Here is a 19,756-nt window from a genome sequence, read left to right as displayed (position 1 = left end):
GTCTATCGAAATCTAGTTCTTTCACTAGAAAGCCGTAGACAAGGCTCGCGACACGCTCTCGCGGTGGCTAGCGAAATCTAAGGAAAACGCTAGACGGGCTCATACAGTGACAGCATGGATCCGATCCGGAATCCCTATGCGCCCGGCGCCGGTCAGCGGCCGCCTGAGCTGGCCGGACGCGACACCGAGGTGCGGCAGTTCGAGGTGGTGCTCGAACGGGTCGCGGCAGGCAGGCCGGAGCGGAGTCTGGTCCTGAGCGGGCTCCGTGGCGTGGGTAAGACCGTGCTGCTCAACACTTTGCGCAGCCAGGCCATCAAGCGCGCGTGGGGCACGGGGAAGATCGAGGCCCGGCCGGACCAGAGCGTCCGGCTGCCGATCGCGCAGGCGCTGCACACCGCGATGCGGGAGCTGGGACACCGGCACCGTGATGACGAGCGGGTCGACCAGTTCAGCGCCGTACTGAAGGCCTTCGCGCTGCGGACGGCGGCGAACGACCGGAAGGGGATCCGCTGGCACCCGCCGGTCGACGTGGCCGCGGCGAAGGGGCGAGCCGATTCGGGTGATCTCGAGATGGACCTGATCGAGCTCTTCACCGATGCGGCCGATCTGGCCGGTGATCTGTCGGTGGGGGTCGGGCTGTTCATCGACGAGATGCAGGACATCAGTGCGGACGACCTGTCCGCGCTGTGCGCCGCTTGTCACGAGATCTCGCAGCAGAGTGCGCCGTTGGTCGTCGTGGGCGCCGGGTTGCCGCATCTGCCCGCCGTACTGTCCGCCAGCAAGTCGTACTCCGAGCGGCTCTTCCGATACATCCGCGTGGACCGGTTGGCGCGGGAAGCGTGCGACCGGGCGCTGATGGTGCCGGCGGAGAGCGAGGGTGTTCTGTACGATGAGGAGGCGCTGGACGAGCTGTACGCCCAGACCGACGGGTACCCCTACTTCGTCCAGGCCTTCGCCCACTCCACCTGGGACCACGCCCCGACCTCCCCGATCACGATCAAGGACGTCGCGGTCGCCGCCCCCGAGGCCTCCGCCGAACTCACCGTCGGCTTCTTCGGCTCCCGCTACGAACGCGCGACGCCCGCGGAACGCGAGTACATGCGCGCCATGGCCGAACTAGGCATCGGCGTCGACGACGGCTCCGTCCCCACCGCCGAAGTAGCCAGCACCCTCAACCGCAAACCCCAATCCCTCTCCCCCGCCCGCGACGGCCTCATCAAGAAAGGCCTGGTCTTCTCCGCCGAACGCGGCACGGTGGCCTTCACCGTCCCCCACTTCGGCAAATTCCTCCGCACCCGCACCGCCTAGGTGGGGTGCCGGGGGTTGGTTTGGTAGCGGCCTGGGGTGGTGCCTAGGAGGGTGGTGAAGGCGGTGATGAAGGTGCTGGGGTTGGACCAGCCGCAGGCGTGGGCTACGTGGGTGGTGCTGTGGCCGTCGGCGAGGAGGACGAGGGCCTGGTGGATGCGTAGTTGGGTGCGCCATTCGTAGAAGGTCATGCCGAGTTCGTTGTGGAGGAGGCGGCTGAGGGTGCGGGGGCTGGCTCCGATGGTTCGGCCGAGCTCGGCAAGCGGGGTGTTGTCCGCGGGGTCGTCGTACAGCAGTTGGGCGAGCGCCTGCAGTCGATCGTCTTGTGGTTCCGGCAGGTGTAGTGGCTGCTCCTGTGCTTCGTGGAGCTCGTCGACCAGGACGCGGCGGACGCGGGCGCGCGCGGCCCGGTCGTAGGCGGGTACGGCGGGGTCGTAGTTGCGTGGACCGGTGAGGTTCAGCAGGATCTCGCGGGCGAGGTCGGAGACCGTGAACACGGCGGGATGGGCTGGTACGAGCCGGGCCAGAGATGCCGGGAGGAACAGGATCCGCATGTCGGTGTTGCCGTGGGCGCGGTGGTAGTGCGTGAAACCAGCGGGAGTCCAGGCGACTCGATTGGCCGGCACGATCGAGGTGCCACGATCTGTGTGCACCGAGAGCACGCCGCGGGCGGCGTACACCAGATGTCCGCGCGAATGGGACTGCACGGAGCTCGTTCCCCCGGACGGCCAGAGGTGCACGCCTCCGGACGGCCACAGCTGGGAGGATCGGGCGACTTGGCGACGAACGGGCATCGGATGGCATTCTATCGGTGGCCCGCCACACTGCCTGCTGGCGACAGTGAATGCATGAGTACGACGATGCGCGCGGCGGTCTGTGTCAGGGCGGGTGGCCCGGAGGTCCTGGAGATCCGTGAGCTGCCGGTGCCAGCAGTCCGGGAGGGCTGGAGTCTGGTGCGGGTGATGGGCGCGGGCTTGAACCGGTCGGAGCTCCGGACCCGGCAGGGGCACTCCCCGAGCGTGACGTTCCCGCGGGTGCTCGGGATCGAATGTGTGGGAGTCGTGGCGGCCTCGACCGATCCCAGGTTGCCGGATGGGACGACTGTCGCGGCGGTGATGGGTGAGATGGGCCGGCAGTTCGACGGCGGCTACGCGGAGTACGCACTGTTGCCGAACTCCCTGCTGATGCCAGTCACCACCGCATTGCCGTGGGACGTCTTTGCCGCGCTTCCCGAGACGTACCTGACCGCACATGGCTCACTGGACACGTTGGGGATCGAGTCCGGCGGCAAGCTGCTGATCCGCGGCGGGACCTCGTCCGTCGGGATGGCGGCCGCGTCGATCGCGTCCGGCTACGGTGTCGAGACCGCGGCGACGACCCGGCGGCAAGACAAGGTCGAGGCGTTGACTGCGGCCGGTGTCGACCACGTACTCGTCGACGGCGGTGGATCGCTGGCGACCATGCACGCGGTTTGGCCGGAGGGTCCGGACTATGTTCTGGACCTCGTCGGAGCGAGTACTGCGGTCGACTCGCTGCACCTGGTCCGTCGCGGCGGGACGGTGTGTGTCGCGGGCTCGCTCAGTGGGTGGTTGATCCCGGACTTCGAAGCCATAGCGATGATTCCGTCCGGGACCAAGCTCACGGCTTTCCACAGCGACAACGTGAAGGGCGAGGCGGGCGCGACCGTGCTGCAGCGGGTCGTGCATGAGATCGAGGCCGGCGTCTATCGACCCAACGTCGACCGGGTCTTCGGCCTGGACGAGATTGTTGAGGCTCACCACTACATGGAAAGCAACGAAGCCATCGGGAAGCTTGTCGTGACGCCCTAGCCGGTCGTTTACGAAACTGACCTATCGTGGGGGACCGGTGAGTCGGTAGGGTCGATTGTCATGACCACCCGGCGGACTGGCCAGCGCGGCGACGCGTCTGTGCGTCAGCGGGGTGGGCGGCACAGCCGGCGGAAGTCCCACAAGGTGCAGTGGTTTTCGGTGACTGCGTTGGCCGTGCTGGGGACTGTGGTGGTGATGCATCCGGATGTGGCCAACCGGCGGAGTCTGGCGGCTGATGTGGTGTCCGGGGTGAGTGCGCCTGTGACCGAGGTGCCGGTCAGCACGCCCACGCCGGTTCCGACGCCTACGCAGAAGTTCACCACTCCGTTGCGGCCGGCACCGAGTTTGACGCGGCAGCCCAAGGGCGCGAAGCCGAATGTCACCGTGTCCAGCGGCAAGCTTGCCGTGGTGCCCGGGTTCAACAAGGCGACCGGGGTCCGGGACAAGCTGACCTATCGGGTCGAGATCGAGCAGGGACTGTCGGTCAACGGTGCCGTGGTTGCGGCGATCATCCACAAGACGCTGACCGATCCACGCGGCTGGCAGGCGGTTCACCCGGTCAGCTTCGAGCGGACCGACAAGGTCGACGCCGACCTGCGCATCATCCTGGCCACGCCGGCGCTGACCGACAAGCTCTGTCTGCCGCTCGACACCGGCGGTGAGGTGTCCTGCCGGGTCGAGGACCGGGTCGTGCTGAACGCCAAACGGTGGATGTACGCGATCCCGGCGTACAACGGCGACGTCTCGCTGTACCGCAGCTACCTGGTCAACCACGAGGTCGGGCACGCGCTCGGCCACGGCCACTCGACCTGCACCAAGGCGAAGACCCCCGCGCCGGTGATGATGCAGCAGACCAAGGGCCTGGCCGGCTGCCTGCCGAACGCCTGGCCCACGATCAAAGCGACCTGAGCGAAGCATCCGTTCGTGAGAAGCTGAGTCGGAGGGGAGGGAGCAGCGATGTCGTCACAGGATTTCCCGACGTACGGCCGGGGCGACGAGCCCGACCAGTCCGGTGAGGAGCACCACTACGCCCGTCCCACGCCGTACGGCGGTGGGACCTACGGCGTGGGCCCATACACGGACCCGCAGCCCGGCCCCTACGCCCAGCCGCAGCCCTACGGCTCCCAGCCCGGCCAACCTCAAGGCCAGCCGGGCCAGCCACAAGGCCGGCCCGATCAACAACAGAGCCAGCCGCAGTACGCCGGTCCGCCGCAGAGCCAGGGCCCGACGTACACCCAGCCACCGAACTTCCGCCCCGGGAGCCCCTACGGTCCCGCGGCGCATCCGCAGCAGCACGAGCTCCCGACGTACGGACGGGAGGAGCCGGTCGCGCCCCGCGACCCGCGTGCCGCCCGGGTGGTCGGACTGGCCGCACTGATCGCGGCCGTCTACGGACTGCTCGTCGTGTCCGTCCAGCGGGTCGCCCTGCGCGAGATCTCCCAGGCTCCCGGCTCACCGCTGAACCACCCGCTCCGCACCGACGTGATCGACACCATCGGCCAGCTGCTGCTGATCGTGGTCGGCGGCGTCGCGCTCGGGATGTGGATCCGGGATGTGCTCGCCCGCCGCAAGGCCGGGCGCCAGCCCGACCCGGTCGAGCTCGGTGGTCTCCTGCTGGTCGCGGTGTCCGCGATCCCGATCCTGATCTGGCTGATCATCGTCCTGTCCACCGGCCTGGGCGCCATCGACGAGACGATCGACCGGCTGCCCAAGGCGTACGGCTGGGGCGGCACCGGTCTGCTGATCCTCGCGGCCGGTCTGGCCATCGGGTACCGCGAGCTGAAGCCCGAGGTCAGCAACCCGGTCGTCCAGGGCCCGCCGGTCAAAGCGCCCTGGGAGTGAGCGCACCCGTCGTCCTGGTCCCGGGCCTCGGTCTCGGGCCGGAGTCGTACGCCAAAACGGTCGAGCACCTGACCACGCCGTACCTCGTCGTCACTCTTCCCGGGTACGGCGAACCGGCCGGAGCCCGCGAAGATCTGCATCCACGCGCGCTCGGCGTGGCACTGGCCGACAAGATCCGCGAGCGGTCGGTCCTGGTCGGACACTCGGCGAGCTGCCAGATCGTGGTCGAGACCGCGATCATCGACCCCGAGCTCGTCCATGCGCTGGTGCTCGTGGCGCCGACAGGAGACGCCCGGATGTCGAGCTGGGTTGACCGGACGGTCCGCTGGCTGGGGTCGGCCGTGCCGGAAGCACCCCGCCTGATTCGGGTTGTCACCCCGCAGTACGCGCGTACGACGCTCTCCTCGATCGCCCGCGCCGCGGAAGCCGCCCGGCACCACGACCTGGCCGCGATCATCACCCAGGTGCGGGTGCCGGTGGTCATCGTGCGCGGCAAGCACGATCTGATCTCGCCGGCCGAGTGGGTCGAGCGGCTGGCGGAGCTGAGCCACGGCGAGGCTCGCACCCTGGAGTCCGGCTCGCACATGCCGGTGCTGACCAACGGTCCCGAGGTGGCCGCTCTCATCCAGCGAGCCGCCACCCTGCCCGAAAGTGAGTGAAGCGCTATCGTTGACGCGCTAACAACCTTTGCGGGAGCTCGCACCGTACGCGCGGGCTGAGAGGGCGACAGCTGGGTCGCCGACCGCCTGAACCTGACCGGGTAATGCCGGCGTAGGGAGCGGGTCATCATGACCAATACTGCTGTTCGTCCTGCTAGCGATATCGAGGCGCCGCTCGTCCTGACCACGGACGCCCCGCGGACGCTCGGATTCCTCGACCAGTTCGCCCTCTGGGGGAACTTCGGCATCTCCTTGTTCGGGCCGGTCACCGGTGCGCTGGTGGCGGCGTCCACGGGCTCGCTGTGGCAGGGCCTGCTCGCGGTCGTCGTCGGCTGTGGGATCGGCGCGTTGGTGCTCGGTGGGGCGGCGGTGTTCGGTTCGCAGACCGGGGCGCCGGCGATGACGTGCCTGCGCGGTGTGTTCGGCCGACGCGGTTCGATGGCGCCGACCGTGCTGAACATCGCGCAGAACGTCGGCTGGGCCACGATGGAGATCATCATCATCTCGCAGGCCGCGGTCGCGGTGACGAGTGAGCGCTGGCGCTGGGTGTTCGTCCTGCTGGCCGGGGTGATCGCGACGACGATGGCGGTCCGGCCGCTCGGCAGTGTGAAGCTGCTGCGGAAGTTCATGGTCTGGCTGGTGCTGATCGCGTCGGTGTACCTGTTCGTGCAGGTGCTCAGCAAGCCGGTGCACGACCTGCCGCAGGACAACGTCTTGGGCTTCTGGCCGGCCGTCGACCTGGCCGCCGCGGGCGTGGTCTCGTTCGCCCCGCTGGCCGCCGACTACACCCGGCACTCGCGCACCAACAAGGCCGCGTTCGCCGGCTCGTCGCTCGGCTACGGCCTGGCGGCGATCGCGTACTACGCACTCGGTGTGTTCGCGGTCGCGACTTTGCAGACCAACAGCGAGGACGTGATCACCGCGCTCGTCGTCCTGCCCGCCGGCGCGATCGCACTGTTGGTCCTATTGGTGGACGAGGTCGACGAGGCGTATGCGAACGTCTACTCGACCACGATGGCAACGCACAACCTGATCGGCCACGTCGACCGGCGCTGGATCTCGGTCGCGATCGGCGTACTCGCCACCGGCCTCGCACTGATGGTTGACCTAGGCAACTACACGCAGTTCCTCTTCCTGATCGGCTCGGTCTTCGTCCCACTGTTCGCGGCCGCGATCGCGGACTTCTTCCTGGTCAGCAAGATGAACTGGGACGTCTCGGGTACGGCGCGCTTCCGGTGGCAACCGGCCGTGGCGTGGCTGATCGGATTCGTCGCCTACCAGGTGGTCAACCCCGGCACAGTGAGCCGTTGGTCGCCGTTCTGGACCGACGTCCAGCAGTGGGTGTTCAACCACCAGCCGGTGCCGACCTGGCTGGGTGCGACGGTCACCTCGATCGTCGTCTCGATGCTGGCTGCGGTCGTGCTCGGCCGGGTAGGGCGCCGACCGCTGGACAACTGACCCGGAGTAACCGGGATACTTGCGCCCATGCTGAACTCCGCACTGCGCAGCCGGGCCGAGTACGCCGAACTCGGGGCCGACGGCCTGGCCGCGCGGACCACGCCCGAGCGGGACGCGGCGACCGTCAAGGCTGTCGAGGAACTGCTGGCCGGGCGCGAATCGGTGCTCGACCTGTGCTGCGGCTACGGCCGGATCGCGGTGCCGCTGCGCAAGGCCGGCAAGGTCGTCCGCGCGCTGGACATCTCGCCGAACCTGATCGAGGCCGGCCGGGCGAAGGCGACCGAGGAGGAGCTGTCGATCGACTGGGCGGTCGGGTCGATGACGGACCTGCCGTACAAGTGGGACGCGTTCGACGCGGTGATCTGCCTGTGGACCGCGTTCCACGAGCTGTTCGCCGAGGACGAGCAGGTGTCCACCATCTGTGAGATCTCCCGGGTGCTGAAGCCGGGCGGCATCGCGATCATCGAAGGCCCGGCCTGGGGACCGGCGACGGCGGCGGAGATCGCGAACGGGATGCGTCAGGGCCCGGAGCACCGGATCGTCACCACCGAGCACTTCGGCACCAGCAGCGTGCACTTCATCCACGACGAGATCAGTTACGGCCGGCTCTGCGCTGCGGCTGGAATCGAGGACTACAAGGTCTACAAGCGGGACTGGGGCGGCCGTCGCCGGCTCATTCTGGAGATCCACCAGCCCGCCACTGACTGACGCGTCAGAAGCAGCCTTTGCAGGTAAGGGAAACAAGAAGCAGATCCCCACTCCACACTGGGGATCTGCTCCTTTGGCTGTCGAGTGTAAATGCTTCCTGGCCGGCTGAAGAAAACTCAGTCTTTTGCTTCGAGATTCAGCAAAAAACGCTTCGCGTCCAGTCCGCCGGCGTACCCGGTGAGCGCGCCGTTCGAGCCGATCACCCGGTGGCAGGGCAGGACGACGCAGACCGGGTTCGCGCCGAGTGCGGTACCCACCGCCCGAGCCGCCTTGGGCTTGTGGATCTCCCCGGCGACCGCGCCGTACGTCGTCGTCGTGCCGTAGCGGGTGTGCTTCGGCAGATCGGTGAGCACGAGTCGCTGGAACGGAGTCGCCAGTGCCAGATCGACCTTCAGGTCGAAGGCGTGCCGACGGCCGTCCAGGTATTCGTCGAGTTGCCGTCGTACGTCGTCCAGCGCACGGGGCTGGCGGAGTACGCGCGGGGACACCGCCCGGGCGAGACGGGTGGTCATGGTCTCCTCGTCGCCGAAAGAGCTGGCCACCACCCGGCCGTGTGCGACGGCGAGCAGCATCGTGCCGATCGGGGTGTCGTGCAGGGTGTAGGCGACGTCGGCGTCCGGAAGGATCGGTGGGGTCAGGTCTGGGGTGGTGAGCCGGGTCAGCCGGCTCTCGAGGTCAGTCATCGTTTACTCCGAGTTTGCTGCGCAGTGCCGCGAGGGCGTCGCTGACGAGTCGGCGCGACGCGGCAGGCGTGGTGTCGAGGGCGGCGGCCACGCCGTGGTGGTCCAGGTCGCCGACGTATTTGAGCGTGATCGCGAAGCGTTGCCGCTCCGGCAGCTCGTTGACCGCGCGCCAGAGGTCGGGGTCCGGCCAGTCCGCGGCCTCCGGGCCGTCGACGGCGACCGGTGCAGCCTCGTCCAAGGGGCGCTGCGGTTTGCGTGCACGGTGTACGTCGGTCGCGCACCGGGCCGTGATGGTGAGGAGCCAGCTGCGGAGGTTCTTCGCCGACGTGAGGTCGGGGTAGGCGGCGTACGCCTTCTCCCAGGCGCGTTGGGCCGCGTCGTCGCCGTCCACCGGCCCGGCCATCGCACGCGCCAGCCGGGCCACGTCGCGCCAGTGCGCGTCGATCAGCGCCTGGAACGGCGGCAGTACGACCTTCTCCCGAGCCATCACGCAAGTAGAACGCAGGCACGGCCGGGAGTGTGAGGGCAACCTGGCGGCGTGTCGTCCCAGCGGATGGTCAGTTTCGGACGGCTGTCCCGGATCGCGAGATTGTCTAGTTCTCCAGTAGACATTGATGAGAAGGTAGCTGACATGACGACGACACTCCTCACCCGCCGTCGCGTCATCGATCTTCTGCGGACGGCGAGCGCCACCTGTCGGTGACCGCTGCTGCCCGCGTTGCCCCGGCGGACTCCCGCCGTACGAGGCCTGTCTGAGCCTGCGCCTCCCACACCCCGCCCGGTCGTGGTGCTTCCTGCTGCCCGCTGCCGGTCGTCCCTGCCCCCGTATCCGAGGGAGAGACATGTCAGTCCATGCGATCAACCCGTCCGATCGTCCGCCGCTGTCCGTCGTCCCGGACCGCCTCGAGGAGCGGATCGTCGACGCCGACGTGTTCCGGTCCGTGTTCCGTCGCCACGCCGCCGGTGTCGTGGTGATCACCGCGGACGCCGGCCACGGCCCGGCCGGGTTCACCGCGACCTCACTGGTCTCGGTCAGCCTGCTGCCACCGCTGGTGTCGTTCGCGATCGCCACCAGCGCGTCCAGCTGGCCGACCGTCAGCACCGCCGACAGCCTGGTGATCAACTTCCTGTCCGCCGACCAGCAGGCGATCGCCGGCCGGTTCGCCACCAGTGGCATCGACCGCTTCGCCGAGCCGACCCGCTGGTCCCGGCTGCACACCGGCGAACCGGTGCTCGACGAGGCGCCCAGCTACCTGCGCGCGCAGGTCGAGCACCGCTTCGCCGTGGGCGACCATCACCTGGTCGTCGCCCGCCTCGCCACCCATACCGAACGACGTGAGCACGACCCGTTGCTGTACCACGACGGCCGCTACGTCACGACCCATTCGAAGGCACATCATGCTTAAGACCCACAAGGTTCTGGCCGCGGCCGCCGCGATTGCCGCCTTGGTCACCGGCTGCGGCGGCGCCGCCCAGGCCGGCAACGACGGCGGCGCGAAGCTCGCGCTCGACGCCGCGCTGCCGAGCACCGTGCCGGACGGCACCAAGATCGTCGTCGGCGACCCGGCCACCGAGGTGGCCCTGAAGCTGTCCGGACAGCTCGACAAGGTGTCGAAGTTCGTCCAGTTCGCCAACCTGAGCGGCGGTCCGCAGACCACCGAGGCGTTCCGCGCACACGCGCTGGACGTCGGCTCGGTCGCGGAGATCCCGTCGATCCACGCGACCTGGACCGGGCTGCACGTCAAGATCGTCGCCTCCAAGTTCCGCCAGGACCCACTCAACCATCCGATCTACCAGCTGGGGATCGCGCCCGGCGCGAACGTGAAGACGCTGCCGGACCTGCGGGGCAAGAAGATCGCGTACAGCCCGGGCCAGGCGCAGGGCGCGCTCGTCCTCAAGGTGCTCAAGAAGGCCGGCCTGACAAAGGACGATGTGAAGCTGGTCGAGCTACCCAGCACCGGCGACGTGTACACGAACGCCCTGGCCGCGAAGCAGGTCGACGTCGCCCCGATCGGCGGCGTCCAGATCAAGCGCTACCTGGCCAAGTACGGAAAGGACGGCGGGACCACGATCCCGCACGGCCTCCGCGACGACGCCGGCCACCTGTACGTGGTGACCGAGTCGCTCGAGAACCCGGCGAAGGCGGCCGCGATCCGCGCGTACGTCGCGGCCTGGGGCGTCGCGCAGGACTGGATCGACAAACACCCCAAGGAGTGGATCCAGGGGTACTACGTGAAGGACCAGGGACTCACCGAGTCCGACGGTCAGTGGCTGGTCGACAACGCCGGTCACCCGGACATCAGCGCGGACTGGAGTGACGCGATCCAGCGGCAGCAGGAGACCATCGAGTTGCTCGCCAAGGAGACCGGCAACCCGGTGATCCAGGCCAAGGACCTCTATGACCTGCGGTTCCAGAGTGTCGCGGCCGATGCGATCAAGGGAGCCACCAAATGAGTGCCACGACACTACCTGGACTGCGTACAGCCGATTCGGTCGCGCCCGTCGTACGGCGTCGTCGCCTCGGACTGGGCAAGCCGATCAGGTTCGGTGGGGCCATCGGACCGGTGCTGCTGCTGGTGATCTGGAGCATCGGGTCGGCGACAGGCTGGATCGATCAGCGGGTGCTGTCCGCGCCGTGGACCGTGGTGACCACGGCCGGCGACCTGATCGCCGACGGTCGCCTCCAGTCGAACCTGTGGACGTCCACCCAGCGCGCGCTGATCGGACTCGCTCTCGGCATCGTGCTGGGCGTCGCACTCGCGCTGCTCTCCGGACTGTCCCGTCTCGGCGAGGCACTGCTGGACGGTCCGATTCAGATCAAGCGAGCCATCCCGTCGCTGGCGTTGCTGCCGCTGCTGATCCTCTGGCTCGGTATCGGTGAGTCGATGAAGGTCGTCACCATCCTGCTCGGGGTGTTCGTGCCGATCTACATCCACACCCACAACGGCCTCCGAACGATCGACAGCCGGTACGTCGAACTCGCGCAGACCGTCGGGCTGTCGCGCTGGGACTTCATCCGGCGGGTGGTCCTGCCGGGCGCGCTGCCCGGGTTCCTGCTCGGGCTGCGGTTCGCGGTCACCGGCGCGTGGCTGTCGCTGGTCGTCGTCGAGCAGATCAATTCCACCAGCGGTATCGGCTACATGATGGAGCTGGCCCGGACGTACGGACAGACCGACATCATCATCGTCGGCCTGGTCCTGTACGGCACCCTCGGCCTGCTGTCCGACGCGGCCGTCCGCCTGATCCAGAGGAGGGCCCTGACATGGCGCCGCACCCTAGCCTCCTAACTGCCGCCGTCCAGGTCCGGGATCTGGTCCGCCGGTACGACGATCGCGCCGTACTGGACGGGGTCGACCTGGACATCGCGCCGGGTGAGTTCGTTGCCTTGCTGGGAAAGAGCGGGTCCGGGAAGAGCACGTTGCTGCGGGCGCTGGCCGGGCTGGACCCGGATGTGGCCGGCTCGGGCGAGGTCGTCGTACCGGCGCAGGTGTCGGTTGTCTTCCAGGATTCCCGGTTGTTGCCCTGGGCAAGGGTGTTGGAGAATGTCGTACTCGGGCTGTCCGGGGCTGCTGCGCGGGGCCGGGAAAGTCTGTCGGAGGTTGGGCTCGCCGGCCGTGAGAAGGCGTGGCCCAATGAGTTGTCCGGTGGTGAGCAGCAGAGGGTCGCGTTGGCGCGGTCGCTGGTGCGGGAGCCGGAGTTGCTGCTCGCGGACGAGCCGTTCGGGGCGCTGGACGCGCTGACCCGGCTGAAGATGCATGTGCTGCTCCGGAAGCTGTGCGCCGCGCATCAGCCCGCCGTACTGCTGGTCACGCACGACGTCGACGAGGCGATCGTGCTGGCCGACCGGGTGATCGTGCTCGACGAGGGCAAGCTCGTCGCCGAGGAACTGATCTCGCTGAGCACGCCGCGCAGTCCGGCCGATCCAGGATTCGCCGCGGTCCGGTCGCGGCTTCTCGACGCATTGGGGGTTTCGCTGTGAGCAGGCAGTTGCATCTGAACGCGTTCCTGATGAGCACCGGGCATCACGAGGCGTCGTGGCGGTTACCGGAGAGCAACCCGTTCGCGAACACGTCCGTGGAGCACTATCAGGAGCTGGCGCGGATCGCGGAGCGAGGTCTCTTCGACTCGGTGTTCTTCGCGGACTCGCCAGTGCTCCTCGGTGACGTGGGCCGTCGTCCGGCCGGATCGCTGGAGCCCACTGTGGTGTTGACCGCGCTCGCCGCCGTGACCTCACGGATCGGGCTGATCGCCACCGCGTCGACGACGTACAACGAGCCGTACAACCTGGCCCGCCGGTTCGCCAGCGTCGACCACGTGAGTGGCGGCCGGGCGGGGTGGAACGTGGTGACCACGGCCGGTCCCGACGCGGCTCGCAACTTCAATCTGGCTGACCAGCCGGCGCATGCGGAGCGGTACGAGCGTGCGGCGGAGTTCCTCGAGGTCGCCTACCAGCTGTGGGACTCGTGGCAGGACGACGCGGCGATCGCGGACAAGTCGACCGGCGTGTGGGCTGTGAACGACCGCGTGGTGCCGATCGACCATGTCGGGCGGTACTTCCAGGTGCGCGGTCCGCTGAACCTGCCGCGGTCGCCGCAGGGGCATCCGCTGATCGTGCAGGCCGGATCGTCGGAGGACGGCAAGGGCCTGGCGGCGCGGTACGCCGAGGCGGTCTTCACCGCGCAGCAGACGCTCGAGGACGCGCAGGCGTTCTACCAGGATCTGAAGGCACGGACGGCCGCGCTCGGGCGTGATCCGTCGACGATCAAGATCCTGCCGGGGATCGTGCCGGTGATCGGTGGGACGGTCGAGGAGGCGCAGCGGCTGGAGCGTGAGCTGGACTCGCTGATCCGGCCCGACTACGCCCGGCTGACGCTGGCGAAGACGTTGAAGGTCAAGCCGGAGGACCTGCCGTTCGACGAGCAACTGCCCGCCGATCTCCCCGACGAGGACGAGATCGAGGGCGCGAAGAGCCGGTACACGCTGATCGTCACGCTGGCCCGGCGCGAGAAGCTGACGGTCCGCGAGCTGATCGGCCGGCTGGGCGGCGGCCGCGGTCACCGTACCTTCAGCGGTACGCCGGAACAGGTGGCGGACGCCATCCAGGACTGGTTCGAGGCCGGCGCCGCCGACGGCTTCAACATCATGCCGCCCGTCCTGCCGTCCGGGCTCAGCACCTTCGTGGACCAGGTGATCCCGATCCTCCAGGCCCGCGGGCTCTTCCGGACCGAGTACACGGGCACCACGTTGCGCGACCACTACGGCCTGGCCCGTCCCGCCAGCCGGGCCGCGTTGCAGGAGGCCACCGCTTGATCCGGTGCTGGGGCCTGTCAGGTGGCAGGCCCCAGCACCACTCCCGGCTCAGTTGACCCGGACCACCAGCTTCCCAACGGCTTTGCCGTCCTGCATGATGCGGTGCGCCTCGCCGATCTCCTCCATGCCGAACACCCGATCGATGCGGATCGGCAGCTTCCCCTCCGCCACCAGATCGACGTACCGCTGGAAGACCGCGGGCGGCAGGTCGCTGCTCTCGCCGCCGTACGCCGTCAGCCGGACCCCGTTCGGTAGATAGCCGATCGGGTAGAAGTCGGGGACCGTCCAGTTGTCGCTGAGCATTCCGGTGAAACACACTGTGCCGTGCACCGCGATCGCCTTCAGGGTGTCCGGCAGGACATTTGTCCCGACGAGTTCGAGGGCCGCGTTCACCCCGCCGGGCAGGATTTCCCGGACCTTCTCCGCAACGTTGCCATCGTCAACAATCGGGTGATCGACGCCGAGATCGCGCAACACCTGTGCGCGGTCCGGATTCCGCGTCGTCGAGAACACGGTCAGCCCGTGCTCCTTCGCCAGTACGGCGGCCGCCACCCCGACGGACGACGTACCGCCGCGCACGAGCAGCGTCTGCCCGGGCTCGATCGCCAGCCCGGTGTGCAGCGAACCGTGTGCCGTCTGCAGCATCTCCGGCAACGCGCCGAGCGTGGCCCAGTCGAGGCCCGTCGTCACCGGGATGACGGACGACGCCGGTACGACGGTGTACTCGGCGTACCCACCGTCGAACCGGCGGCCCATCCCGCCCATCATCGCCACTACCTGCTGCCCAGGCTCGAACTCACCGCCCGGCGCCGCGTCCACCGTCCCGGTCGCCTCGATCCCCGGGATCACCGGGAACCGCGCGTTCGTCGCCAGCCCGGCCCGCAGGTGGTACTCGGACCGGTTCAGCCCGAACGCCTCCACCTTGATCCGCACCCACCCGGTCTCAGGCTCGGGTACGGCGATCCGCCGTACCCGCATGCCCTCGGGCTCACCGGGCCCGTCCAGTACGATCGCGCGCATCTCCATGCGATCCATCCTCGCTCGTGGGCCTGCGACGAGTAACCGTTTTCCATTATTCGGCGAGCCTCCGTGACTTCCTCACTTGGGCGCGTGACAGAGTTGTCCACATGGGACAGAACTTCCTCGGTGGGAGCGGCCCAAGCGTGGTGGCCCATCGTGGCGCTAGTGATGTCAGTCCCGAACACACGCTCGCGGCGTACCGCCGGGCGGTCGACGCGGGAGCAGACGGTCTCGAATGCGACGTTCGGCTCACCGCCGACGGATATCTGGTCTGTGTCCACGACCGCCGCATCGAGCGCACGTCCAACGGTCGCGGCGTGCTGTCCACGATGAGTCTCGAGGAGCTCGAGGCGTTCGACTGGGGCTCCTGGAAGAACCCGTGGGCGGAGCTCGACGACGAGGCCGAGCTGCCGAGTCCTGACATGCGGAAGGTGCTCACCCTCGACGAGCTCCTCGCCACCGTCCGGGACGCCGGCCGACCACTCGAGCTGGCCATCGAGACCAAGCACCCGACCCGGTACGCCGGTCTGGTCGAGCGCCGGCTGATCGAGGCCCTTGACCGCTACGGGTGGGCGCATCCGAAGATCGGCACGGAGTCCCCGGTCCGGGTGATGAGCTTCTCCTGGCTGTCCCTGCGCCGGATGCGGGTGCTGGCGCCCGGTCTGCGGACGGTCCTGCTGATGGACCGCGTTCCGCTGCGCTTCCGCGACGGCTCCCTCCCGACCGGGGTCTCGTACGCCGGTCCCAGCCTGGAGATCGTCACCGCACACCCCGAGTACGTCGATCGCGCGCACAAGCACGGGCATCAGGTCCACGTGTGGACCGTCAACGCCGACGCGGACGTCCGGCACTGCCGCGATATCGAGGTCGACGCGATCATCACCGACCGGCCCGAGGCCACGCTGAAGACCCTCGCGGAACCCGCCAAGGCTCCGGTTCCGACGTACACCTACCCACCGAGACGCCGCGATCGCCGTCAGTCCTGACGCCGCGCCCCGGCGGCGTGACGAGGTAGGACGTCGCAGGTGCACACGAAGTTTGTTACACATCGGCTGTGTGTTGTGTGGCGTGTGTCACGCAGATCCAGATACGTAGTTGTGTGAATGCGGGGGGTTATTGCAACGTTCATTTCCGTCGATTTCGTCACGGTTTCTTGGGGTTTAGGCGTGGCGTGCGCTGTGACTATGTAACGGAATACCTGCGGTGGTTTTCCAGGGCGGCAACGTGGGCAGATGTCAGTGTGGCTGATCCGATCATCGAGGAGACCCTGCTTGTCCTCAGCGACCTTGCCTGCCGACGTCAGCATCGTGGACGTCGTCTTGCCGCACAAAGTATCCGCAGTCGCGGATGCCCGCCGCCGTCTGGCCGCTTACCTGGAGCGGTACCGGGTCGCCGAAACCCTCTCTGACGACGCTCAATTGGTGCTGTCCGAACTGCTGTCCAACGCGATCCGGTACGCCCCGGCGCTGCCCCCCGGCGAGGTCCGCGCGGCCTGGTGGATCGACAAGGCGGGCATCCACGTCGAGGTGACCGACGGCCGTGGCGACACCGAACCGCAGGCCATCAGCGACACCCACCCCGAGTCGGTCGGCGGCCGCGGCCTGCGGATCGTCGACGTGCTCACGTCGAGCTGGGACGTGCGCACCGCCGCCAATCACCGCACCGTCCACGCGATCATCCCGAACTGATCGTCCGCGCGATCGTCCTGACCTGATCGGGTTGGCTGTCTGGTGCGGTGGGCTGCAAGACTGCGCCTATGGGAAAGAAGTCGCGGCAGCGCGCGAAGAACACGACGACCGTCACCCTCGACCCGGCCGACCTGGTGGATGTCGGGCCGCGGGAACCGTGCCCGTGTGGTTCGGGCAAGCGGTTCAAGCAGTGCCACGGCAAGGACCGCGCGCAGGCGGCGGACACCTTCGTGGTGCGGCCGTTCGAGGGACTGCCGTCGGAGTGTGACCTGATCGCGTTCCGCGAGATCGTCCCCTCCGGCACGGCGGAGATCGAGCTGACCGGGGACCACGCGGGCAAGGTGGTCAACCTGGTCACCCTGCTGCCGATGGCGATGCCGGGCCTGGTCCGTGACGACGAGACGATCTGGATCGGCCTGCAGACGCACGCATCGTCGGGTGATCCGTCCCGCGACCTCGGCCACGCGATCACCGCCGCGCTGGACACCGAGCCGGGCAACCCGATCCAGCTCGGCGACCTGATGACGGACGGCCCACGGCTGCAGGACCTGATCGACACCTCGAAGCCGATCGAGGTCAAGGTGCACGAAGGCTTCGACTTCTGGGTCGGCGAGAACGTCGAGGACCCGACCGGCGAGGTCGCCGCGGGGCTGGAGCGGGCCAACGCGGCCGCTGCCCCGACCGTACGGCTGGAGTCGGTCGAGGCGGCGTACTGGACGCAGATCGGTGACCGCCGGTACCTGCGCTGGGTGATGCCCCACAGCGAGGACACCCTGCTCGACGCCCTTGCCCGCCTGCACGCGGCCGGCTCCTCCGCCCTCACCGAAGGCAGCCGCCTGATCGGTTCCTTCCGCGCTCTCGGCGTCCTCGCGCCCGTCTGGGAACTCCCCGCCGACACCGAAGCCGCCGACGTCGAAAAGCCCGCCGCCGACTTCGCCGTAGCCCTGGAGAAGGCCCTCACCACCGAGGCCCCCCTCACCACCGAGGAACGCGCAGCCCGAGCCGGCCTCTCCAGCCGCCAACTAACCATCCGCTGACCCCCGGCGCCGGCGGCGCCTTCCACCACCTCGAACACCCGGGTGCCCCAAGCACCCGGGTGTTCGCGCATCAACTGCTCCCCAACCCCGCCCACGCACGATCCCCCCAACCCCGCCCACGTACGAGCGCCCGCCCGCGATCCCGCCGACGTACGAGCGCCCGCCCCGACCCCGCCCACATGCGAGCAGCCCGCCCGATCCCGCCCGCCCGGCCACCGGCGATGCGCGCCAGAGGCGTGGAGTCGTGGAGTCGTGAAAATCGGCGAGAAATCTCGCCTCCAACAGACCTCAATCCACGACTCGCCGTACCACGCGCCCGGGAGCTCGTCGGCTGCTCCACCACACGCCGGCTGCTCCCACTAGCGCCGGCCTGAAGGTGGGGTGGGTTTGGCCCCGAGTGGGCGTGGTGGAGGCACTCCCGCACCGGCTTGCGAGCCGGGTGGGCCGGGGGTGGGCGTGGTGGAGGCGCGTGCACACGGGGTGGCTGGGGGCGCCGGGTGGGCCGGGGGTGGGCGTGGTGGAGGCGCGTGCACACGGGGTGGCTGGGGGCGCCGGGTGGGCCGGGGGTGGGCGTGGTGGAGGCGCGTGCGCACGGGGTGGCTGGGGGCGCCGGGTGGGGTCCGAGTGGGTGTGGTGGGTGTCGGCGTGGTGGCGACACGAACACCCGGTGCCTTGGGGCAGTCGGGTGGGGAGTTACTGAGAGTGGTCTAGGCCGGGAGGGGGTGTGCACCTGCGAGCCGGGCTAGGAACGTGGACGGCCCAAGTCCTGCTGACGGGGGAGCAACAGGGCCTGGGCCTAGCCATGAAGAGTACTCAGGATGGGTGTCGGCCACAAGCCCCGATTTCACTGCGCGTGTCGTAGGGCTCACTTGGGTGGTGGAGCAAACGTTCAGGTGCAGGTCAGGAGCCGCCGAGTGAGGCGCGGAGGACGGGGCATGACATGCAGCGGGGTCCGCCGCGGCCGGAGCCCAGCTCGGAGCCGGAGATGCGGATGACCTCGATCCCGGACTGTTCCAGGCGCGCGTTGGTCTCCACTGTCCGCTCGTAGGCGATGCACACGCGCGGCGCCAGCGCGAGGGTGTTGTTCCCGTCGTCCCACTGCTCGCGTTCGGCGGTGACCGGGTCCAGACCGGTGTCGATCCGCCGGAGCGTGTCGATCCCGAGTGCCTTCGCCGCCGCCACCAGGAACGGCTCGGGCTCCGCAACGTGCAGCTCATCGCCATCGGTTGTGACCGCGAGCGCACGCATCTCCTCGGCCATGTTCGGGTACATCAGTACGGCGTCGACGTCGACCATCGTGCAGACGGTGTCGAGGTGCATCGTGGCCCGCTGCTGAGCGATCGGCACCGCGAGCACCGTATGGGCCAGATCCTTCGCGAACACCCGCCGGGCCAGCCGCTCCACACCCGCCGGCGTGGTCCGCTCCCCGACCCCGACCGCGAGTACGCCAGGCCCAAGAGCGAGGACATCACCGCCCTCGACGTGCTCGAGCTGGTGGTCGTACACCTTGTCGGCGCCTGCGAACCGCGGATGGAACGCGTAGATCAACTCGGTCAGCTGCGTCTCGCGCGCCCGGGCCGGCATTGCGAGCGAGGTTACGGCGACCGAGTCCCGGATCCAGACGCTGGAGTCGCGGGTGAAGAGCAGGTTCGGCAGCGGGTCGATCAGGAAGTCCTCGTGGGCCAGCAACGACGTGACCAGCCCGCCCACGCGGACTTCGTCGTTGCGGACGCCGGCCATCAGAGCCTCGGCGAGCTGTGCCGGGTCCAGGCCGGCCAGCGACGCCCGGAGGTAGTCGCGCAGGGTGTCGCCGAGCCGGAGGTCCTCGGTGGTGCCGGTCACCGCTCGTACTCGCGCCTCCGGATCCGTGAGTGCCTCGGTGAGCAGCTCGCCGAGGTACAGCACCTCGACGTCGCGGTCTCGCAGCGCCTGGGCGAAGGCGTCGTGCTCCTCCTGCGCCCGGCCGACCCACGGGATGCCGTCGAACAGCAGTTTGTCGTTGTTCCGCGGGGTGAGCCGGCGGAGCTCGTTCCCGGGGCGGTGCAGCATCACCGTCCGCAGCGGTCCGACCTCACTGTCGACGCCGTACGCCCTGTCGACTGCTCGAGCCTCGGTCATGCGCCTGCCCTTTCGTCCGGTCGTGCCAACCACGCTACGGCAGCCCGCCGCGCGTAGGCGGAATGTCGCTCGACCTGTCTGATTGTCCGACAATATGCG

General features: G+C 68.7%; 20 protein-coding genes and 1 riboswitch. Of the genes, 15 read left to right on the top strand and 5 right to left on the bottom strand.

What is annotated here, in order from left to right; genetic code table 11:
• Nucleotides 1-114: 114 nt before the first annotated feature.
• Nucleotides 115-1,308: an ATP-binding protein gene (locus tag ACXC9Q_RS19045; RefSeq protein ID WP_328525032.1), complete on the top strand. Its 1,194-nt coding sequence runs from the start codon at nucleotides 115-117 to the stop codon at nucleotides 1,306-1,308.
• Here the strand turns inward: ACXC9Q_RS19045 and ACXC9Q_RS19040 are convergent.
• Nucleotides 1,305-2,012: an AraC family transcriptional regulator gene (locus ACXC9Q_RS19040; protein WP_457057917.1), complete on the bottom strand. Its 708-nt coding sequence runs from the start codon at nucleotides 2,010-2,012 to the stop codon at nucleotides 1,305-1,307. The two genes, ACXC9Q_RS19045 and ACXC9Q_RS19040, sit on opposite strands and share 4 nt — an antisense overlap.
• Nucleotides 2,013-2,153: 141 nt before the next feature.
• On the opposite strand from ACXC9Q_RS19040, the gene ACXC9Q_RS19035 reads away from it, so the two are divergent.
• From ACXC9Q_RS19035 to ACXC9Q_RS19010, 6 genes are all read left to right on the top strand, one after another.
• Nucleotides 2,154-3,134, top strand: coding sequence for a zinc-binding dehydrogenase (locus tag ACXC9Q_RS19035; protein WP_457057916.1), 981 nt, complete (start codon nucleotides 2,154-2,156; stop codon nucleotides 3,132-3,134).
• A gap of 60 nt (nucleotides 3,135-3,194) precedes the next feature.
• Nucleotides 3,195-4,043, top strand: a complete 849-nt coding sequence (locus ACXC9Q_RS19030) for a DUF3152 domain-containing protein (protein ID WP_457057915.1) — start codon at nucleotides 3,195-3,197, stop codon at nucleotides 4,041-4,043.
• A gap of 48 nt (nucleotides 4,044-4,091) precedes the next feature.
• Complete coding sequence (locus ACXC9Q_RS19025) at nucleotides 4,092-4,976, top strand: hypothetical protein (RefSeq protein WP_457057914.1); 885 nt, start codon at nucleotides 4,092-4,094, stop codon at nucleotides 4,974-4,976.
• Nucleotides 4,973-5,635, top strand: a complete 663-nt coding sequence (locus tag ACXC9Q_RS19020) for an alpha/beta fold hydrolase (protein WP_457057913.1) — start codon at nucleotides 4,973-4,975, stop codon at nucleotides 5,633-5,635. The genes ACXC9Q_RS19025 and ACXC9Q_RS19020 overlap by 4 nt, the downstream gene beginning before the upstream one ends.
• Before the next feature lie 20 nt (nucleotides 5,636-5,655).
• Nucleotides 5,656-5,771, top strand: a riboswitch (TPP riboswitch).
• Nucleotides 5,765-7,093: a purine-cytosine permease family protein gene (locus ACXC9Q_RS19015; protein ID WP_457057912.1), complete on the top strand. Its 1,329-nt coding sequence runs from the start codon at nucleotides 5,765-5,767 to the stop codon at nucleotides 7,091-7,093. (Overlaps the previous riboswitch by 7 nt.)
• A 27-nt stretch (nucleotides 7,094-7,120) precedes the next feature.
• The gene (locus ACXC9Q_RS19010) at nucleotides 7,121-7,801 is read left to right on the top strand and encodes a class I SAM-dependent methyltransferase (protein WP_457057911.1); all 681 of its coding nucleotides are present in this window, start codon (nucleotides 7,121-7,123) and stop codon (nucleotides 7,799-7,801) included.
• Between the two features lie 116 nt (nucleotides 7,802-7,917).
• On the opposite strand, the gene ACXC9Q_RS19005 is transcribed toward ACXC9Q_RS19010, so the two are convergent.
• Complete coding sequence (locus tag ACXC9Q_RS19005; RefSeq protein WP_329483320.1) at nucleotides 7,918-8,484, bottom strand: methylated-DNA--[protein]-cysteine S-methyltransferase; 567 nt, start codon at nucleotides 8,482-8,484, stop codon at nucleotides 7,918-7,920.
• On the bottom strand, nucleotides 8,477-8,971 hold the full coding sequence (locus ACXC9Q_RS19000; protein ID WP_329483321.1) for an RNA polymerase sigma factor: 495 nt from the start codon (nucleotides 8,969-8,971) through the stop codon (nucleotides 8,477-8,479). The genes ACXC9Q_RS19005 and ACXC9Q_RS19000 overlap by 8 nt, the downstream gene beginning before the upstream one ends.
• A gap of 355 nt (nucleotides 8,972-9,326) precedes the next feature.
• Between ACXC9Q_RS19000 and ACXC9Q_RS18995 the strand changes: the two genes are divergently transcribed.
• The 5 genes from ACXC9Q_RS18995 to ACXC9Q_RS18975 are packed head-to-tail and all read left to right on the top strand — an operon-like array spanning nucleotide 9,327 to nucleotide 13,794.
• Nucleotides 9,327-9,890 (top strand): flavin reductase family protein, encoded by a 564-nt coding sequence (locus ACXC9Q_RS18995; RefSeq protein WP_457057910.1) that lies wholly within the window; start codon nucleotides 9,327-9,329, stop codon nucleotides 9,888-9,890.
• Nucleotides 9,883-10,938 (top strand): ABC transporter substrate-binding protein, encoded by a 1,056-nt coding sequence (locus ACXC9Q_RS18990; protein ID WP_457057909.1) that lies wholly within the window; start codon nucleotides 9,883-9,885, stop codon nucleotides 10,936-10,938. Before ACXC9Q_RS18995 ends, ACXC9Q_RS18990 begins: the two co-directional genes overlap by 8 nt.
• Nucleotides 10,935-11,771 carry an ABC transporter permease gene (locus tag ACXC9Q_RS18985; RefSeq protein WP_457057908.1) on the top strand — a complete coding sequence of 279 codons (837 nt, stop codon included), beginning with the start codon at nucleotides 10,935-10,937 and terminating at the stop codon, nucleotides 11,769-11,771. The genes ACXC9Q_RS18990 and ACXC9Q_RS18985 overlap by 4 nt, the downstream gene beginning before the upstream one ends.
• Complete coding sequence (locus tag ACXC9Q_RS18980; protein ID WP_457057907.1) at nucleotides 11,747-12,463, top strand: ABC transporter ATP-binding protein; 717 nt, start codon at nucleotides 11,747-11,749, stop codon at nucleotides 12,461-12,463. The genes ACXC9Q_RS18985 and ACXC9Q_RS18980 overlap by 25 nt, the downstream gene beginning before the upstream one ends.
• Nucleotides 12,460-13,794 (top strand): LLM class flavin-dependent oxidoreductase, encoded by a 1,335-nt coding sequence (locus tag ACXC9Q_RS18975; RefSeq protein ID WP_457057906.1) that lies wholly within the window; start codon nucleotides 12,460-12,462, stop codon nucleotides 13,792-13,794. The genes ACXC9Q_RS18980 and ACXC9Q_RS18975 overlap by 4 nt, the downstream gene beginning before the upstream one ends.
• Before the next feature lie 48 nt (nucleotides 13,795-13,842).
• Here ACXC9Q_RS18975 and ACXC9Q_RS18970 read toward each other — a convergent pair whose 3' ends face one another.
• The gene (locus tag ACXC9Q_RS18970) at nucleotides 13,843-14,820 is read right to left on the bottom strand and encodes a zinc-binding alcohol dehydrogenase family protein (protein WP_457057905.1); all 978 of its coding nucleotides are present in this window, start codon (nucleotides 14,818-14,820) and stop codon (nucleotides 13,843-13,845) included.
• Nucleotides 14,821-14,921: 101 nt separating this feature from the next.
• On the opposite strand from ACXC9Q_RS18970, the gene ACXC9Q_RS18965 reads away from it, so the two are divergent.
• The 3 genes from ACXC9Q_RS18965 to ACXC9Q_RS18955 all read left to right on the top strand — a co-directional run bounded on the left by ACXC9Q_RS18965 (nucleotide 14,922) and on the right by ACXC9Q_RS18955 (nucleotide 17,539).
• A complete protein-coding gene (locus ACXC9Q_RS18965) occupies nucleotides 14,922-15,800 on the top strand; it encodes a glycerophosphodiester phosphodiesterase (protein WP_457057904.1) in 879 nt (292 codons plus the stop codon).
• Between the two features lie 285 nt (nucleotides 15,801-16,085).
• A complete protein-coding gene (locus ACXC9Q_RS18960; RefSeq protein ID WP_457057903.1) occupies nucleotides 16,086-16,502 on the top strand; it encodes an ATP-binding protein in 417 nt (138 codons plus the stop codon).
• Nucleotides 16,503-16,570: 68 nt separating this feature from the next.
• Nucleotides 16,571-17,539 (top strand): DUF5926 family protein, encoded by a 969-nt coding sequence (locus ACXC9Q_RS18955; RefSeq protein WP_457057902.1) that lies wholly within the window; start codon nucleotides 16,571-16,573, stop codon nucleotides 17,537-17,539.
• Nucleotides 17,540-18,439: 900 nt separating this feature from the next.
• Here the strand turns inward: ACXC9Q_RS18955 and ACXC9Q_RS18950 are convergent.
• Complete coding sequence (locus tag ACXC9Q_RS18950) at nucleotides 18,440-19,657, bottom strand: arginine deiminase (protein WP_457057901.1); 1,218 nt, start codon at nucleotides 19,655-19,657, stop codon at nucleotides 18,440-18,442.
• Between the last annotated feature and the right edge of the window lie 99 nt (nucleotides 19,658-19,756).

The sequence above is a fragment of the Kribbella sp. CWNU-51 genome, from assembly GCF_054073265.1.
This window is presented reverse-complemented; position numbering and strand designations above follow the sequence as displayed.

Bases quoted from the DNA above. Each gene is read 5' to 3' on its own strand.
- ACXC9Q_RS18970 (WP_457057905.1), bottom strand. From the start codon at position 14,820: ATGGAGATGCGCGCGATCGTACTGGACGGGCCCGGTGAGCCCGAGGGC.
- ACXC9Q_RS18955 (WP_457057902.1), top strand. From the start codon at position 16,571: ATGGGAAAGAAGTCGCGGCAGCGCGCGAAGAACACGACGACCGTCACC.
- ACXC9Q_RS19010 (WP_457057911.1), top strand. From the start codon at position 7,121: ATGCTGAACTCCGCACTGCGCAGCCGGGCCGAGTACGCCGAACTCGGG.
- ACXC9Q_RS18965 (WP_457057904.1), top strand. From the start codon at position 14,922: ATGGGACAGAACTTCCTCGGTGGGAGCGGCCCAAGCGTGGTGGCCCAT.
- ACXC9Q_RS19005 (WP_329483320.1), bottom strand. From the start codon at position 8,484: ATGACTGACCTCGAGAGCCGGCTGACCCGGCTCACCACCCCAGACCTG.
- ACXC9Q_RS19035 (WP_457057916.1), top strand. From the start codon at position 2,154: ATGAGTACGACGATGCGCGCGGCGGTCTGTGTCAGGGCGGGTGGCCCG.
- ACXC9Q_RS18995 (WP_457057910.1), top strand. From the start codon at position 9,327: ATGTCAGTCCATGCGATCAACCCGTCCGATCGTCCGCCGCTGTCCGTC.
- ACXC9Q_RS18980 (WP_457057907.1), top strand. From the start codon at position 11,747: ATGGCGCCGCACCCTAGCCTCCTAACTGCCGCCGTCCAGGTCCGGGAT.
- ACXC9Q_RS18990 (WP_457057909.1), top strand. From the start codon at position 9,883: ATGCTTAAGACCCACAAGGTTCTGGCCGCGGCCGCCGCGATTGCCGCC.
- ACXC9Q_RS19025 (WP_457057914.1), top strand. From the start codon at position 4,092: ATGTCGTCACAGGATTTCCCGACGTACGGCCGGGGCGACGAGCCCGAC.
- ACXC9Q_RS18985 (WP_457057908.1), top strand. From the start codon at position 10,935: ATGAGTGCCACGACACTACCTGGACTGCGTACAGCCGATTCGGTCGCG.
- ACXC9Q_RS18950 (WP_457057901.1), bottom strand. From the start codon at position 19,657: ATGACCGAGGCTCGAGCAGTCGACAGGGCGTACGGCGTCGACAGTGAG.
- ACXC9Q_RS19045 (WP_328525032.1), top strand. From the start codon at position 115: ATGGATCCGATCCGGAATCCCTATGCGCCCGGCGCCGGTCAGCGGCCG.
- ACXC9Q_RS19000 (WP_329483321.1), bottom strand. From the start codon at position 8,971: ATGGCTCGGGAGAAGGTCGTACTGCCGCCGTTCCAGGCGCTGATCGAC.
- ACXC9Q_RS19030 (WP_457057915.1), top strand. From the start codon at position 3,195: ATGACCACCCGGCGGACTGGCCAGCGCGGCGACGCGTCTGTGCGTCAG.
- ACXC9Q_RS19015 (WP_457057912.1), top strand. From the start codon at position 5,765: ATGACCAATACTGCTGTTCGTCCTGCTAGCGATATCGAGGCGCCGCTC.